The sequence below is a fragment of the Legionella rubrilucens genome, from assembly GCF_001468125.1.
GTDB lineage: Bacteria > Pseudomonadota > Gammaproteobacteria > Legionellales > Legionellaceae > Legionella_C > Legionella_C rubrilucens.
In genome coordinates this window covers 92,282-108,438 of record NZ_LNYT01000006.1, presented here as the reverse complement: position 1 = coordinate 108,438, position 16,157 = coordinate 92,282, and the positions used below count along the sequence as shown (strand labels likewise).

The window sequence follows — 16,157 nt, the reverse complement described above, 5'->3', positions numbered from 1 at the left end:
GGCCGGCAGACCCTGACCAGTGGACTATCCATTAAAGCACAAGAGCCACGTCCGGCGTTTCAATCTGTTCTTTACACTGGCGGAGGAATTCATCACGGATCGTATCCAGTTCGTGAGGCAGCGGGAATTGGCTGATTTCCTTCACCAATCGGTTTAAGAACGCTTTGTCCTCTGACTTGGAGTAGAGTGAGACAGGCGATTTTGATTGCTTAAGCACCGGCTCAAGATCGGGTTGATATTGAGGTTCAGAAAAGAGCATGTCATGCATGTAAGGGGTAAGGAAGGGGCTTTGTTTCAGCTTTTCTTCGCTGCCGTACCAACGAACGAGAGCCTGGCGATAGGCAGTTAAGGCCTCCTTGTCCAGAAAATCGGCATAATTGACTACACCGTGCGGAAAATTTTTACCCAGGTGGTGGCGTGGATGAATGCCTTTTTCCCTAAGGAAAGCAAGGAATTCTGTTTCAAAACGGGCGATCCCTGGCGCTTGAGGATGAGTGACCATGTCGATGGCAAACACGCGCTGATTGTCGTTTTCCGTTGCGGAAGTGGATAAACCGCCATTGGTGCCTTTAAAATAACGGACATAATAAGCATAGGTCAGCGGGTATTCTCCGCGCTCGCCGGCTTCCTGCAGCATGTCATCCAGTTTTTTACAAATCTCAGCCAATAACGCCGCTGCCTTCTCCTTATCGACAGGAATGAGGTAGCTGACATCGCGCATGGCTTTGGGAAATCCGACCTGGTAATGGGTGATGTGATTTTCATAATCCACCACGGTTTTGGTGCCGCGCGTACTGGTTACAATCGCGGCGGTGAGTTGCATAAAGGCAGGCAGCAAATGCTGTAAATCCGGTTCCGTCAGCCTGTCCTGAATCGAATCGCCAACCCGTACGCTCAGCTCCTGGGCAAAGGAACTGGCATCTGCCGCGTAAGGGGCATTGTCGTTCGTGGTTCGCGATTGGGTGGTGTAGTTCCACAGGCGGACATGCCATTTATCCACTGGAATTTTACTGTACGTTGGAATTCGCATGAGCGTAAAATAGTGATTGTTGTTTAAATAATCAGGGAGGTGGGTGTTTAGATCCTCAACGTCTTTGAAATTATGCACTGTTTCTTCAAGATTAAAGGCTTTTACCGCACGCAACCGAATGTTTAACACCACACCCAGCATACCGGCATGCGCACCGAACAACAGTGGAAAATCCTCATGGCTCGAATCAATTTCGCGGATATTGCCATCCATGTCGCAAAGGGTTGCGCTGAGAATAAGGCCGCTGAATGCGGTTTCATCCTGCCCTGTTCCATGACCTCCTGTCCCTGCGAGTCCCACGGCAGTTACCCAGGCAATCATGCTGGCTGTGGACAATGATAATTTTTTCTTCCGCAATTCATCGGCTAATTTGGCAATCTGAACACCGGCGCTGACTTTGACTACGGATGCCGGCAGGTTTTTTATGGGGTTTGTCTTGCTGGGAGGCAGGGGCGGTGCCTGGCCCTCGACGTGAACGGATTGGTATTTTTCACTGAACAGAATAACCACATCATCGCCGCGGGCGATTGGGGAGAACGAGAAAGAGCCGTTGTAGCGTTCCTCCTGCGCCTGTTTCCAGGGAAAGCAGCACCAGTTGCTGCTGGTTTTGTCATTCCATCCGGCGGCGGCCCGAACGGTGATCCGGTGATGAGTATGCAGTGCGTTCTGTTCCTTTACAGCGAGCATGATTTCCTTTACCTGCTCCTCCGTATCAACCTGAACCACAAGAGCCCCACGATGCGTCACGGTTTCCATGTAGTTGGTCCATGTGCCTGTACGGCAATGGATTTTACTGAGAGTAAGCCTATCAATAAGCGCCTGACGAGAGCCTTTTGCAAATGACATAATCACATCCTGTGAGGAGGGGGTTATTCCATACTGCCATTGGTGAGGGAAGCCGGTCAACGCCGTGTTGATTGATTGACTGATAAAATGACAGCAAGTTGCCCGTTGATCACAAAATAATACCCAGTACCACGCGCCGACCTTCACTTAAAAGCACATTAAAGGTACGGCAGGCAGCGCCGATGGACATGCATTCCAGAGCCATTCGTACAGCGGCCAATTGCTGGTAAATGGCGGGTGGCGCAAACTGACCGGTGTTGCCATGACCGATGAGAATGATTTCCGGCTGGTGTTTAAGCAGAGAAGGCAAGGTGTCATCGCTGAGTTCCTCGATGCTTCGGACAGGCCAGTCGCTGATGAGTTCATGAGTCGAAACAACCAGACTTTGCGTGTAAAGGGTTGAGTTGATTTGGATTGCTGTGTCGCTGTAGGCTTCCACTGCGAAGGGATCGCCGGATTCTAAATTAATTTGCATGGTGTTTGACGAATCAATAATTTATACTGTTGACCAGTATAACACAGGGGGTTGCCAACATGAGCCAGTTTCCGCGTATAAAACGCTTACCACCGTATGTCTTTAACACGATGACCCAGTTAAAGTCGGAGGCGCGGGCGCGCGGAGAAGATGTCATTGATTTTGGCATGGGCAACCCGGATCAGCCTACACCGCAGCACATCGTCGACAAACTCGTCGAAACAGCACAACGCCCCGATACCCACCGTTATTCCATGTCCAAGGGCATTCCGAGGCTTCGTCGGGCCATGGCCGGCTGGTATGAGCGTCATTACGGTGTGACGTTGGACAGCGAAAAGCAGGTTTTAACGACAATTGGTTCCAAAGAGGGACTTGCACACCTTGCGTTGGCCATCAGCGGCCCCGGGGATACCGTGCTGGTGCCTGATCCTGCTTACCCCATTCATACGTATGGGTTTATTATTGCCGGCGCGAATGTGAAACAGATTCCCCTGATTGATGAACAGCAGTTTCTGGCCGCAGTACAGACCGCCATTGAACAAACCTGGCCTCGCCCCAAGGCCCTGGTAATTAATTTTCCAGCCAATCCCAGCACCCATTGCGTGGAGTATGGATTTTTTGAAGAAGTCGTGGCTTTGGGCAAGCGCCACAACATCTGGATCATTCATGATCTGGCGTATGCCGATATTGTGTTTGACGGCTATAAAGCGCCTTCTATTCTGCAGGTTCCCGGCGCGATTGATATCGCCATTGAAACGTATTCCATGTCGAAATCCTACAACATGCCTGGGTGGCGGGTTGGATTTGCCTGTGGTAATGAGGAACTGGTAGCGGCATTGACCCGCATTAAATCGTACCTGGATTACGGAACCTTCACCCCCATCCAGGTGGCTGCCATTACGGCACTGGAGGGATCGGATGATTGCGTGGAAGAGATACGCAGTCTGTATGAGCAACGCCGTAATGTGTTATGTGACGGCCTTGACGATTTGGGCTGGCCTGTTAGCCGTCCGAAAGCAACCATGTTTGTCTGGGCCGAGATCCCTGAGTTTTATCGTCACATGGGGTCGCTTGAATTCGCCAAATACCTGCTGCAGGAAGCGCATGTGGCCGTCTCCCCGGGCATTGGTTTCGGTGCGCAGGGCGATAATTTTGTCCGCTTCGGCCTTATTGAAAACAACCAGCGCACACGCCAGGCTTTGCGCAACATCAAAGCCCTGTTCCGACGGGACGGTTACCAGCAGGCAGTTTAAGCATGGATGTGATCATTAATAGCACCTGTGATGAAGTGCCTGCCCGCAGTCTGCCCTTAGCGACCCAGGGACATTATTTGACGAATGCGCTGGTGGCATTAGGTTATGAAGCCGCAAGCCCGCCCCTGGCTGATCTCTTGCGGCGCTATCACTCACTGGCAGGGGATTGGTTGATTGCTTCCCCCATTCATTGGCAGGCCACGCACAATGATGCGATGATTGTCGCGGCCGGGGATGAGCTGTCGCTCGATGATTCGTTGGCAAAAATCTGGTTTGCCGAAGTATCCCAGTTGTTAAAAGAAGACGGATTCGAGCTTGTTTATCACAGTCCGGATCTCTGGTTGGTCAATCCCGGGGAGAAAGCCGCTGCCGAATTTCCTGCACTACATACCATGCTTCATCAATCCATGATGCCGGTGTTGCAAACCATGGACGGATCAATGTTCTGGCAAAAGCTGTTGACTGAATTACAAATGTTCATGAGTACCCACCCGCTGAACTCTGCCAAAAACAGAGCCGTGCCGATCAATGGCCTGTGGTTCTGGGGTGGCGGGGCACTGCATGAAAATCACTCTAAACTGCTGCTTAGCAACGATGACATTTTACTCACCGCTTTCCCGGGATGTCAGCCTCTTCATGAACAGACACTCCCCACAGACAGCGTTGTTGTGATAGGGACTGATCAAGCCGCTGCCACGGCGCAATTACAGAAGGCAACGGCCAGGAAAAAACGCACTCAATGGTATTGGAATAATGTGGCCTATCAATGCAGACGCCTCCCCTGGTGGTTAAGATTATGGAAGAAATGATTGATGCGCATTAAACAACGTGAAATACCCGAGGCAATGCCTCAACTCCATTCGTTACCACCTATTCTGCAGCGTATTTATGCGACCCGCGGGGTCACTGATGAAGCGCAACTGGATCGGCGCCTGCAAACCCTGCTGCCGTTCAGCGCCCTGAAAGACATTGATAAAGCCTGCCTGCGCCTTGAGCAGGCGCTCCGCGAACAGCAATGCATTTTAATCATTGGTGATTTTGATGCCGACGGCGCCACGTCGACAGCACTGGCGGTCTCGGCACTGAAAGCATTTGGCGCTCAGTATGTTGATTTTCTGGTGCCTAATCGTTTTGAATTTGGCTATGGCCTGACGTCTGCGATTGTCGAAGTCGCGAAAAAATGGCAGCCCGATTTGATCATCACGGTGGATAACGGCATTGCCAGTATCGAAGGGGTAGATGCCGCCAATCATGCCAACATTGATGTGTTGATTACCGATCATCATTTGCCGGGCGAGCAGTTACCCAATGCCTGCGCCATTGTGAACCCTAATCAGGCGGGGGATCTGTTTGAGAGCAAATCCATTGCGGGTGTAGGGGTTATTTTTTATGTCATGCTGGCTTTAAGGCGTCATCTGGTCAATAGCGGCTGGTTTGCCGCTCAGCAGTTGCCTGAGCCCAACATGGCACAATTTCTTGATCTTGTGGCTTTAGGCACTGTCGCCGATGTTGTTGCCCTGGATCAGAATAACCGCATTATGGTTAATCAGGGATTGACACGTATTCGCCAGGGCTTATGCCGCCCGGGTATTAAAGCCATGATCACTGTCGCCGGGCGCGAGTGTTCCCGCCTGCGTGAAAGTGATCTGGGGTTTGCGGTGGCGCCAAGGCTTAACGCAGCCGGCCGGCTGGATGACATGTCGCTGGGTATTGCCTGCCTGTTGTGTGAGGATGAAAAGCAGGCCAGAGTGCTTGCCGAGCGCCTTGATGAACTCAATCAGGAGCGCCGCCTGATTGAAGCGGAGATGAAAGAGCAGGCATTGGCTTCTGTGGATGATCTCATTAAAAAGATTGACGGCCAACGCCTGCCTGTGGCGCTGTGCCTGATGGATAAATTATGGCATCAGGGGGTCATCGGTATTCTGGCTGGGCGCTTGAAAGAGCGTTACCATCGCCCGGTGATTGCTTTTGCCATGGTCAGTGAAACCGAACTGAAAGGGTCGGCCCGTTCAGTGACGGACTTGAATATCCGGGACGTGCTGGCTGCTATTGATAAAGACCACCCTGGCTTAATTAGCAAATTCGGTGGTCATGCCATGGCCGCGGGCTTAAGTTTACCGGTGCACTCTTTCAGCGCGTTTCAGGCGGCTTTTCTTGCTGAAGTGGAACGGCATTTGGACATCAGCCAGTGCGAAGGGCAGTTATTGACGGACGGCCCCCTGAAAGACACTGAATTCAATCTTGAAACTGCCCATCTGCTGCAACAGGCGGGCCCCTGGGGCCAACAGTTTCCAGAGCCCTGTTTTGATAATGTGTTTGAAATTCTGGATCAGCGCGTCGTCGGACAAAATCACCTTAAACTTACTTTCGCACTGCCTGAGACCGGCGGCACTGTCGATGCCATCGCCTTTAATGTCGACCGCAGCCAATGGCCGAACCACCGTGTCCGGGAAGTGCATGCCGCCTATCGTCTGGATATCAATGTCTACCAGGGACGCACTCGTTTGCAACTGATGATTGAAGCCTTAAATCCAGTGAGTTAATGAATGCGAGCTTAGCGCTCCTCCCGAAGACGGGCAGTCATTGAAAGTCCCCCCAGGCCCTTGCCTGCCTGGCCGCAAGTACCCCCATTGGCGATTTCGAATGGATGCCCGCCTGCGCGGGCAGGACAGGTTGGGGGTATGGCTTCTCTTTTTGATGCCGCGCAGACGGGCAGTCATTGAAAGTCCCCCCAGGCCCTTGCCTGCCTGGCCGCAAGTACCCCCATTCGCGATTTCGAATGGATGCCCGCCTGCGCAGGCAGGACAGGTTGGGGGTATGGCTTCTCTTCCTGATGTCTTGCCCGCGCAGGCGGGCATCCATCCATGGAGGAGGCACCGACTGGATGGGCAGTCATTGCCTGCCTGTTCCCCCGAGCACCCTATTCAATCCAATCGGAAAACTGCATCATTTCGTCTCCAGCCGCACTTTTTTAGTGTATAATTTCCGCATTCTTTTTCGTGTGATACCCAAGTTTTGACTAATGCCTTAATTTCGCCTTTGGCGGTCGCTCCGATGATTGATTGGAGCTATACCCATTTTCGCGTGTTGATGCGGCTTATCGCACCTCGGGCGCTTCTTTATACTGACATGCAGACCACAGGGGCTGTGCTGAACAATCCCAAAAAAGCCCTCGGTTTTCACGATTGTGAGTTGCCTTTGGCCCTGCAGTTGGGCGGGTCAGATACAGAGGCCTTGGTCCAATGCGCCATTTTAGCGGAGGAAAAAGGCTACAGTGAAGTCAACCTGAATTTAGGCTGCCCGAGTGATCGGGTGCAGGCGGGGCGTTTTGGTGCCTGTCTGATGGCAGAACCCGAGCACGTGGCTCAAAGCATCAAGGCCATGAAAGCGGCGGTTCGTATTCCAGTTACCGCAAAAACCCGCATCGGTATTGATGAGCAGGACAGCTATGACTTTTTTTCAGCCTTTGCCCGGCATTTAATCGACGCAGGATGTGACAAGCTGGTTGTTCACGCCCGCAAAGCCTGGCTGCAGGGTTTAAGCCCTAAACAAAACCGCACTATTCCTCCTCTGCATTATGATTATGTTTATCGTATCAAGAGGGCATTCCCCGAGTTGCCAGTGGTTATTAATGGCAACATCAATACGGTGGAGGAAGCCAGGGTGCATTGGCAGGCGGTGGACGGCGTGATGCTGGGGCGTCTTGCCTGCAATAATCCTTATGCTTTAGCCGACTTTCATCGTTTCCTGTATCCCGATGTCATCATTCAAAGCCGCGGTGCTGTAATGGAGAATTATCATCGCTATGTGGTCCGGCAATACGAAGAGGGTGTGCCTTTGAGTATTCTGCTTAAGCCGGTTCTTAATCTCGCGCATGGGTTGGCGGGAGCGCGGCGTTTTAAAGAGTTGCTGGTTTGCGCTCAGCAGAAAAAAAATCCTGGCTTGATGGAGGACGCCGTTTTTCTGTTGCAGGCGATGGAAAAAACAAAACAGGGAGAGTCGGTTGAATGAATGCGTTGCTGACAACAATAATCTTGCTGGTGGGGTCCAATACTTTCATGACCATGGCCTGGTATGGGCATTTGAAACAGCAGAGCAGCAAGCCGCTGGTATTGATTATCCTTTTAAGCTGGTTGATTGCCTTTTTTGAATACACATTGATGATCCCCGCCAACCGCATTGGCTTTAACCAGGCTCACCTGAGTTTACCGCAGCTTAAAATCATGCAGGAAGTGATTACCCTGTCGGTGTTTTTACCTTTCGCTGTTTTTTATATGGGGCAGCGGGTGCATTTGAATTTTTTATGGGCCTCGCTCTGTTTGCTGGGGGCTGTGTATTTTATTTTTAAACCCATGGCGTCCTAGATGCTGAGAGAATAACCAATAAGCCAAAAGTCCGGCGGGTAAAGCGGATGAATCACTATATTCATAGTAATTTTTCTCAATTTCTAGTAAATTAAGCGATTTTGATTGCCACGATTATTAAGAGGATTTGCAAGGTCATGCTGAATACGTTGATAAAGAAAATGTTTGGGAGTCGTAACGAGCGGACTCTGCGGCGCATGGAAAAAACCGTCCTCAGCATCAATGCCCTTGAGCCTGCAATGAAGGCTTTGTCCAATGAACAGCTTGCCGCGAAAACAGCGGAGTTCAAACAACGTTTTTCCCGGGGTGAGTCACTTGACCAATTGTTGCCAGAGGCCTTTGCTGTCGTGCGTGAAGTGTCTGTCCGTACCATGGGGCTTCGTCATTTCGATGTGCAGCTGATTGGCGGTATGGTTCTGCATGAAGGGAATATTGCTGAAATGCGCACCGGGGAAGGTAAAACCTTGGTTGGTACATTACCGGCTTATTTAAATGCCATCAGCGGTCGCGGGGTTCATGTCGTGACTGTGAATGATTACCTGGCCAAGCGCGACAGCCAGTGGATGGGACCCATTTACGAATTTCTGGGCTTAACCGTGGGCGTCATTGCGCCGGAGATGACGCATGCTGCGAAACAGCAGGCTTACCGTGCTGACATAGTCTTTGGTACCAACAATGAATTTGGTTTTGACTACCTGCGCGACAACATGGCTTTCAGCTTAAGCGACAAGGTTCAGAGGGAATTGAATTTTGCCATCGTCGATGAGGTGGATTCCATTCTGATTGATGAGGCGAGAACACCGCTCATCATTTCCGGTGCGGCGGAAGGAAGCTCTGAGTTGTACATGAAGGTCAATAAACTGATTCCCCAATTGAAAAAGCAGGAAGAAGAAGGGGATGGCGGCGATTACACGGTGGATGAGAAGCAGAAACAGGCTCACCTTACCGAAGCCGGGCACCAGCATATCGAAGAGCTGTTGATGAAAGAAGGCCTGCTGGATGAAGGTGAAAGTTTATACCACGCCAGCAATATCATCCTGATGCACCATGTCAATGCGGCGTTGAAAGCGCATGCCATGTTCCATCGCGATGTAGATTATATCGTCAAAGATGGTCAGGTAGTGATTGTTGACGAACATACTGGACGTACCATGTCGGGTCGACGCTGGTCAGAAGGCCTGCATCAGGCCATTGAAGCCAAAGAACTGGTGCCTATTCAGCATGAAAACCAGACGCTGGCATCCATTACTTTCCAGAACTATTTCAGATTGTACGACAAGCTGGCGGGGATGACCGGTACAGCGGATACCGAAGCCTATGAGTTCCAGCAGATTTACAATCTTGAAGTGGTGGTTATTCCGACCAACAAACCCATGCGTCGGCAGGATCAGGCCGATCTGATTTATCTCGGCCTTGAAGACAAATACCAGGCCATTATCGACGACGTGAAGGACTGCATGGCGCGCAAGCAGCCGGTTCTTGTCGGAACGGCTTCCATTGAAGCATCCGAATTATTAAGCCAGTTAATGAAGAAAGCGGGCATTAAACATCAGGTGTTGAATGCCAAATTCCATGAGAAGGAAGCGCAGATTATTGCAGAAGCCGGGCGCCCGGGTGCAGTCACCATTGCCACCAACATGGCAGGACGAGGAACCGACATTGTTCTTGGCGGCAGCCTGGCAGCGGAGCTGGCCATGTTGCCGGAAGGGGCTTCTGACGCAGAGCGTCAGGCCATTAAAGACGATTGGCAAACACGTCACGATGACGTGATTAAGGCAGGGGGGTTGCGCATTATCGGTTCTGAACGCCATGAATCCCGTCGTATCGATAACCAGTTACGCGGCCGTGCCGGCCGTCAGGGCGACCCTGGCAGCAGCCGATTCTATTTATCACTCGATGATAATTTAATGCGTATTTTCGCTTCCGAACGGGTCATTAACATGATGCGTCGTTTAGGCATGAAACCGGGAGAGCCGATTGAGCATAACCTAGTCACCAAAGCGATTGAAAATGCGCAGCGTAAACTCGAAGGCCATCATTTTGATGTCCGTAAACAACTGTTGGATTATGACAACGTGGCCAACAACCAACGGCGGGTGATTTATACTCAGCGCGCGGCCATCATGGCCATGACCGATCCGAAGGAAGTGGTTGATGCCATGCGCGAGGAAGTCATTTATACCCTGGTGGATAATTTTATTCCCCCGCAAAGTCTCGAGGATCAATGGAATCTGGATGGGCTGTCCAAAACCCTGTTTGAAGATTTTCAGGTCAGAGCCGATGTGGTCGACTGGGTTGAAAAAGATCATACCCTGCAACCGGAGCAGATTAAAGAACGTGTCTTTAACTTATGCTATGAACGCTACCAGGAGAAAGAGAAACAGGCTGGCCGCGAAGTGCTGGCGCAGTTTGAGAAATCGGTTATTCTCCAGACCATGGATAATCATTGGCGCGAACATTTAGCGTCCATGGATCATTTGCGTCAGGGCATTCATTTACGCGGCTACGCTCAGAAAGATCCTAAACAGGAGTATAAACGTGAAGCCTTTGCTCTGTTTACCATGATGCTCGATACCCTCAAATACGAAATCATCCGCTTGTTGACCTCGGTGCAGGTCCAAACGGAAGAGGACGTCCAGGCCATTGAAGAGCAGCGTCGTTCCGAGCAGGTCCAGAACGTGCAGTTACTGCGTCAGAGCGAAGAGGACGGCGAGGAGACGGCGGAAGGCATGGAAGACCATACGCCTTATCGCCGTGAAGGACAAAAAATAGGACGCAATGATCCTTGCCCCTGCGGTTCGGGTAAGAAATACAAGAGTTGCCACGGAAGTCTGGTGTGAAAGTCGCTGTTGCCGTCATTGTCGACAACGATCAGCGTATTCTGATTACCCGCCGTCCCGCCCATGCCAGCCATGGGGGGATGTGGGAATTCCCCGGTGGTAAGCTTGAAGAAGGCGAGGCAGCCGATCAAGCCTTGACTCGTGAAATTGATGAAGAAGTGGGCATTCAAATCAACAAGTGCTCATTCCTTGGCGAAATTGATCACCAATATCCCCATAGAACAGTGACGCTGGTTGTTTTTTTGGTGGACCAGTTCACGGGGCTCGCGACTTGTCGTGAAAATCAAATGGACTTATGCTGGGTGCCTTTTGAGCAACTCTCCAATTACTCATTCCCTGAAGCCAATTATAAAATTGTGCAATTACTAAAAGCGCATGCCTCTTTTTCCGCTGAACATTCACTGTAAATTAGATTCACGCGCGACCGAAATTCATAAGTTGTTCAATTCCTGTTTTCAATGGTGTTAATAATCCCTTAATTCAAGGCCGTTATACTGGCAGCAAATGACCAGACGAGTGAGTTATGACTAAAAAAGTAGCATTGGTGGATGTTGATGGTTGTATTCTTCATGAAAACAAGTTGAATCAAGCGTTGGTTGAACAGCTCCGTGAGTATGATGAAATCATTTTATTTACGCAACGAAGCGTCTATCTTCAAAGGGGGCAAATCCCACGTAAATACCAGTTATCTGGCGTGAACGAAGGCGATCTTGTTAATACGCCCGATGTGGTTGAGAAGCTTGGGGCGGCACTGGGTAAAACCATCCGAGTATCGACCTCCATTGATCCATTCTATAAAGATGGCAAGCCCATGCAATACTTTGATGATGTGCTGAAAGGCTTTGAAAACGAATTAAAAAAGGCAGCCGGCTCAGTAAAACACGGAGAAGACTTCAAGTTACCGGCTACTTTATCGAAACAATATGACGAAGAAATCACCTTGGTTTGGGATGGTGTTGAAAAAAAAGAGTCTATGAAAAAAGAAGACCCTGCCTCCTTTTATCCGCAAGGCAAAGTAGAGCAATTTGATCATTTAAGACGGGCACTCTTTGGGATGCTGGAAACGGATGATTTGGAAATTACCTATTTTGACGACAGTCTGGATAATCTTCTTGAGGTGGCCGAAGCCACCAAAGAAATAAAGAATCCTCCCCAATGCCTGGTCGTTCGAGAAGCGTATATTAGCCCTCTGAATAAATGGCAGGTCGATTACCCTGATAATCCAAAGAAAGTCAGTCAGAAACTGCAGAGCGAACTGCAAGAGACTTCTTTAGCGAAATTATGCAACTACGTGGTGCTTCGTGAAGGGGAACGCCGAGTGTCCCACAGCGAATACAATAGCTCCGCGGCCCGATTTTTCGCATTCGATTCCCGCAGCGCAACCGTCAAAATTAGTGCCGCAAAAAAAGCAATAAAAATTTTGCAGGGTTGTGATGACGCCCAATACGTTCTGAATGACAACGAGCTCGCCGCGTTGCAACAAGGCCGATTAAAAGACACAATTGGCGGCGACTTGCAGCTCGTTAAGCAATTTTGTCAACGGCACAACGACGAGAAAGTTGCTATCATTCATTAATCCTCTTTCCGCGCTACTTAAATTCTTTGTAGTAGCGCGGTTTCCGCTCTTCACTCACACAATCTGGCCCAATTCCTGCATTCATTCTTCATCGGAAAGCCTTAAACGGTAGTGGAGGGATTTCATTATCATGAAAAAAGCGCTGGTTACAGGAGGAATGGGCTTTATCGGCAATCATCTGACTCACCGGCTGCTTAAGGCAGGGGTCGAGGTCATCATTCTTGATAAAAACATCGACAAGCCAGGGTATTATGACGTGCGTGATGCGTTGATTATCGAGGGCGATGTGTTGTCAAAAGCGCTGTTGCATGATCTGCTCAACGAGGTCGATGCCTGTTTTCATCTGGCTGCCCTGGCGTCCATTGCCCTGTGCGAGCGGGATTGGCTCTTCAGCCATGCCGTGAATGCATTGGCGTTTAATTATCTGCTCGATGAAATCAGGCTGCTGGATAAGCGTCCTAAACTGGTCTATGCCTCCTCGGCGGCGGTGTATGGTGAGTCAAGGACACTGCCGCTTGAAGAAAAAGAGCCCGCTCATCCTGTCTCCAATTACGGTTGCGACAAACTTTGCAATGAAATGTATGCGGGGATGATGTCACGAATGGCTGGCATTCATTCCATAGGGCTGCGTTTTTTCAATGTGTACGGCCCCGGCCAATCAGCATCCAATCCCTACAGCGGTGTCATGAGCCATTTTAAACAGGCGATTTTGACACACCAAAACCTGCCTATTTATGGTGATGGCCAGCAGACACGCGATTTTATTTACATTGATGACGTGGTGGATGCGTTAATTAAAGCCGCCAGCATCGATTGTTCCGAGGCGTTGGTATTTAATATCTGCACCGGGGAGGCAATAACTATTGAATCCTTAGCCAGGCTAATGCTTAAATTAACTGATTCACAGGCTGGCATTGACTACCTGCCTGCCCGCGGCGGCGATTTGGTACACTCCCTGGGCAAAACGGAACTGGCACAAAAGCAACTGGGGTTTAGAGCTAAAACGCAAATTGAGGATGGTTTAAAACAATTTTTAAACAACTCCTGCTAAAAAAGGATAACAACATGGCGCAGGATAATAACGGGTATCTGATTACTCGCCAATTGACCGGGAAAACACTGCCCGACGGGATTATTCCCATTGAAAACATCAATCGGCTGCCTCCTCAGGGCTGTTTTTTTGTCCTTATTGATTTCAATGAAGGCTATCCCCTGAGCCTGGTTCATGACATCCGGCAGCAGGAGAATTACCAATTGTCGCCGGTTTTCTATACCGGTACGCCGCCTGAGCATGCCGAGCAGCTTCTGGATGGTCCTTTCACTGACGATCTGTTTGCCCGGGCCAAAGCCATTCAGGATAAAATCCAGTTAGTTAAAGCCGTCCATAAAGAAAAAATCAGCGATTTCGAGCAATTAATATGCAGTTACCTGTTCGTGAGAGAAGAGTACATTCTGAGAGGTTTTCTGGATTATCGCTCACCTTCCGGCTTCCAATACCCCTTGCTGGATATTCTTGGATTTCATGAAGATGCTCAGCACTATTGGTACATGCTGCAGGGGATGGAGTCACGAAAACTCCTAAAGCATGAGACTTTAATTGATGAAATCCAGACCTGCCCGCATTGCCGATCCGGTTTGCTAAACTTTAAAAATTGCTGTCCCAATTGCCAGTCTGTCCATATTGCCGTGCAATCATTCATTCATTGTTTTTCCTGTGGAAATGTCGGTCCGTTGTCTGAATTTCTTCACCACGAAGAATTGGTCTGCAGCCGCTGCCATGTGAAACTCCGGCACATCGGCATCGATTATGACAAGCCGATGGAGGATAAGATTTGCCAGGATTGCCAACATGCTTTCTTTGAAGCTGCGGTCAATGCCGTTTGCATGGTGTGTGAGAAGCTCTCTGACCCCGGTGATTTGCAGGCGAAACGCCTGTATGAATACCGGCTCGCTCGTCGCGGTGAGTCTCTCGCCAAGGGGATTGATCAGCATTTGATTGTAGAACTGGGCCAGTTTTTGAAGCTCATTGATCTAAGTATTTTTATGATGGTTGTCAAATGGCAAACCATCCTTGCCCGCCGTTATGATCAATTAATTTACAGTCTCTTTGCCCTAAAAGTAACCAACGAAGAAGAGTTAATTAATAAGCTGGGGATGTTTAAAACAGAAAAACTGCTGATGGAGTTTTTCGAGCGTGTGAGGACCTTATTACGGGACAGTGACTTGGTGACCCGTGACAATAAAACCATCATTTTCTTCTTACCCATGACTCCACAGCAGGGCTGCGATATCATCCATGAGCGCATCAAAGCGTTTGCTGAAATTCAGTCTGAAAATAAAATTAATATCAATGTCGGTATGATGTCGTCCTGGGATGTGATAAAAAACGACATCGGATCGGATTTGTTGCTGGCGGAATTATATAACCGGATCACCAGCAATGAATGATTTTCTTTATGGACTGGCCTACTATTTCACCAGTCTGTTTTCCATGGGAAACATCAAAAGCTTCCTGTTTATCTTTTTTCCGTTTGTGTTTTTGCTTGAGTTGCCATTTTATGTTCTGACGATACTTTACAGTATCCGGGGTTGGATTAACCTGCATTTTAAAGGCGAGTTTGCGCGAGGCTATTATCCGATTGTAACCATCGTCATTACTGCTTACAACGAAACCTATGAAGAAATCCTGACCACGATGCGTGCGGTAGGGGAGCAAATCTATCCTGGTAAAATCGAAACAATGATCATTGTCGATAATGCCATAAAAAATATAAAAACAGCGCAATATGCTAAACAGTTGGCCTTGCAGTATGGGAAGCTGCCTAATCGCTTTTTCACAGTCATTGAACGCCAGACTCGCGGCGGCCACGCCAGTTCCATGAACCTGGGTCTTAAACTGGCCAAGGGCGAAGTATTGATTATGCTGGATGCGGATACCTCCATTGACAATCAGACTGTCGCCAAGGCCGCGGCTCATTTTATTGATCCCAATGTCATTGCGGTTTCCGGGGCAGTCAGGGTAAGAAATTACAAAGACTCCATACTGACAAGACTTCAGGCCATTGAATACATGATCGGTATTCAGCTTGGTCGTTTCGGCTTAACCGAATTAAATGTAACCAATAATATTTCCGGCGCTTTTGGCATTTTCCGCACTGGGTTTTTAAAACAGATTGGCGGCTGGTTAAATGGCACCGCTGAAGATCTGGATTTAACCCTGCGCCTGCACGTTTACGTCAGTCGTTATTCCCATTTAAAAATAGTCCATGAGCCTTTCGCCATTGCCTGGACGGCGGCGCCTGTCAAATTAAAAAACCTGCTGAAGCAACGTTTACGCTGGGATGGGGATTTGTATTATATTTATGTGAGGCGGCATTGGCGTAAATTCAGCCCGGCACTAATGAATCGCATGAAAATGTTCTTCTTTAGCTGGTATGGTCTGTATTACCAATTGGTGCTGCCGTTTATCGTTCTGCTTTACAGCATTCTATTATTTCTGCAATATAGCCTGACGGTGGTTGTCGCTGTTAACATCCTGGTTTACTGTTATTATTTAGTGACCGGACTATTGATGTATGTGTTATTTTTACTGTTGGTCTCAGAAAGGCCGCGACAGGATGCCAAAATGATAGGCTGGGTGTTTTTAATGCCAATTTATCAGCAGTTTATGCGTTACATGGCCACCATTTTTATTTTGAACGAAATTATTTTTAAAGGACATAAGGATTCTTCAATGGCCCCCTGGTGGGTTATAAAGAGAACCAAATAAAAGC

14 protein-coding genes are annotated in these 16,157 nt (G+C 49.2%); 11 read left to right on the top strand and 3 right to left on the bottom strand.

The window, feature by feature from the left end; all coding sequences use genetic code 11:
• Nucleotides 1-31: 31 nt before the first annotated feature.
• Both Lrub_RS02710 and Lrub_RS02705 read right to left on the bottom strand, forming a co-directional pair.
• Entirely contained in the window at nt 32-1,876 is a 1,845-nt protein-coding gene (locus Lrub_RS02710; protein WP_058530671.1) for an FAD-binding protein, read from the bottom strand.
• 109 nt (nt 1,877-1,985) lie between these two features.
• Entirely contained in the window at nt 1,986-2,351 is a 366-nt protein-coding gene (locus tag Lrub_RS02705) for an Mth938-like domain-containing protein (protein ID WP_058530670.1), read from the bottom strand.
• Nucleotides 2,352-2,410: 59 nt separating this feature from the next.
• Here Lrub_RS02705 and alaC point away from each other — a divergent pair, with 59 nt between their 5' ends.
• The 3 genes from alaC to recJ are packed head-to-tail and all read left to right on the top strand — an operon-like array spanning nt 2,411 to nt 6,147.
• Nucleotides 2,411-3,604 carry an alanine transaminase gene (gene alaC, locus Lrub_RS02700; protein ID WP_058530669.1) on the top strand — a complete coding sequence of 398 codons (1,194 nt, stop codon included), beginning with the start codon at nt 2,411-2,413 and terminating at the stop codon, nt 3,602-3,604.
• A 2-nt stretch (nt 3,605-3,606) separates the two neighbouring features.
• Entirely contained in the window at nt 3,607-4,413 is an 807-nt protein-coding gene (locus Lrub_RS02695) for a hypothetical protein (protein WP_058530668.1), read from the top strand.
• Between the two features lie 3 nt (nt 4,414-4,416).
• Nucleotides 4,417-6,147, top strand: coding sequence for a single-stranded-DNA-specific exonuclease RecJ (gene recJ / locus Lrub_RS02690; protein ID WP_058530667.1), 1,731 nt, complete (start codon nt 4,417-4,419; stop codon nt 6,145-6,147).
• 173 nt (nt 6,148-6,320) lie between these two features.
• Here the strand turns inward: recJ and Lrub_RS02685 are convergent, their stop codons facing one another.
• Nucleotides 6,321-6,500, bottom strand: coding sequence for a hypothetical protein (locus tag Lrub_RS02685; RefSeq protein ID WP_058530666.1), 180 nt, complete (start codon nt 6,498-6,500; stop codon nt 6,321-6,323).
• A 119-nt stretch (nt 6,501-6,619) separates the two neighbouring features.
• On the opposite strand from Lrub_RS02685, the gene dusA reads away from it, so the two are divergent.
• From dusA to Lrub_RS02645, 8 genes are all read left to right on the top strand, one after another.
• Nucleotides 6,620-7,615: a tRNA dihydrouridine(20/20a) synthase DusA gene (gene dusA / locus Lrub_RS02680; protein WP_082651420.1), complete on the top strand. Its 996-nt coding sequence runs from the start codon at nt 6,620-6,622 to the stop codon at nt 7,613-7,615.
• Nucleotides 7,612-7,968: a DMT family protein gene (locus Lrub_RS02675; RefSeq protein WP_058530665.1), complete on the top strand. Its 357-nt coding sequence runs from the start codon at nt 7,612-7,614 to the stop codon at nt 7,966-7,968. Before dusA ends, Lrub_RS02675 begins: the two co-directional genes overlap by 4 nt.
• Before the next feature lie 137 nt (nt 7,969-8,105).
• Entirely contained in the window at nt 8,106-10,808 is a 2,703-nt protein-coding gene (gene secA, locus Lrub_RS02670) for a preprotein translocase subunit SecA (protein ID WP_058530664.1), read from the top strand.
• The gene (mutT, locus tag Lrub_RS02665) at nt 10,805-11,215 is read left to right on the top strand and encodes an 8-oxo-dGTP diphosphatase MutT (RefSeq protein WP_058530663.1); all 411 of its coding nucleotides are present in this window, start codon (nt 10,805-10,807) and stop codon (nt 11,213-11,215) included. Before secA ends, mutT begins: the two co-directional genes overlap by 4 nt.
• A 116-nt stretch (nt 11,216-11,331) precedes the next feature.
• A complete protein-coding gene (locus tag Lrub_RS02660) occupies nt 11,332-12,384 on the top strand; it encodes a hypothetical protein (RefSeq protein WP_058530662.1) in 1,053 nt (350 codons plus the stop codon).
• A gap of 130 nt (nt 12,385-12,514) precedes the next feature.
• Complete coding sequence (locus Lrub_RS02655; RefSeq protein WP_058530661.1) at nt 12,515-13,435, top strand: NAD-dependent epimerase/dehydratase family protein; 921 nt, start codon at nt 12,515-12,517, stop codon at nt 13,433-13,435.
• A 14-nt stretch (nt 13,436-13,449) separates the two neighbouring features.
• A complete protein-coding gene (locus tag Lrub_RS02650; protein ID WP_058530660.1) occupies nt 13,450-14,832 on the top strand; it encodes a TackOD1 domain-containing metal-binding protein in 1,383 nt (460 codons plus the stop codon).
• Complete coding sequence (locus Lrub_RS02645; protein WP_058530659.1) at nt 14,825-16,153, top strand: glycosyltransferase family 2 protein; 1,329 nt, start codon at nt 14,825-14,827, stop codon at nt 16,151-16,153. The genes Lrub_RS02650 and Lrub_RS02645 overlap by 8 nt, the downstream gene beginning before the upstream one ends.
• Nucleotides 16,154-16,157: the final 4 nt, after the last annotated feature.

Excerpts from the sequence above, each read along its gene's own strand:
- Lrub_RS02710 (WP_058530671.1), bottom strand. The coding sequence starts at position 1,876 with ATGTCATTTGCAAAAGGCTCTCGTCAGGCGCTTATTGATAGGCTTACT.
- Lrub_RS02705 (WP_058530670.1), bottom strand. The coding sequence starts at position 2,351 with ATGCAAATTAATTTAGAATCCGGCGATCCCTTCGCAGTGGAAGCCTAC.
- alaC (WP_058530669.1), top strand. The coding sequence starts at position 2,411 with ATGAGCCAGTTTCCGCGTATAAAACGCTTACCACCGTATGTCTTTAAC.
- Lrub_RS02695 (WP_058530668.1), top strand. The coding sequence starts at position 3,607 with ATGGATGTGATCATTAATAGCACCTGTGATGAAGTGCCTGCCCGCAGT.
- recJ (WP_058530667.1), top strand. The coding sequence starts at position 4,417 with ATGCGCATTAAACAACGTGAAATACCCGAGGCAATGCCTCAACTCCAT.
- Lrub_RS02685 (WP_058530666.1), bottom strand. The coding sequence starts at position 6,500 with ATGACTGCCCATCCAGTCGGTGCCTCCTCCATGGATGGATGCCCGCCT.
- Lrub_RS02675 (WP_058530665.1), top strand. The coding sequence starts at position 7,612 with ATGAATGCGTTGCTGACAACAATAATCTTGCTGGTGGGGTCCAATACT.
- secA (WP_058530664.1), top strand. The coding sequence starts at position 8,106 with ATGCTGAATACGTTGATAAAGAAAATGTTTGGGAGTCGTAACGAGCGG.
- Lrub_RS02660 (WP_058530662.1), top strand. The coding sequence starts at position 11,332 with ATGACTAAAAAAGTAGCATTGGTGGATGTTGATGGTTGTATTCTTCAT.
- Lrub_RS02655 (WP_058530661.1), top strand. The coding sequence starts at position 12,515 with ATGAAAAAAGCGCTGGTTACAGGAGGAATGGGCTTTATCGGCAATCAT.
- Lrub_RS02650 (WP_058530660.1), top strand. The coding sequence starts at position 13,450 with ATGGCGCAGGATAATAACGGGTATCTGATTACTCGCCAATTGACCGGG.
- Lrub_RS02645 (WP_058530659.1), top strand. The coding sequence starts at position 14,825 with ATGAATGATTTTCTTTATGGACTGGCCTACTATTTCACCAGTCTGTTT.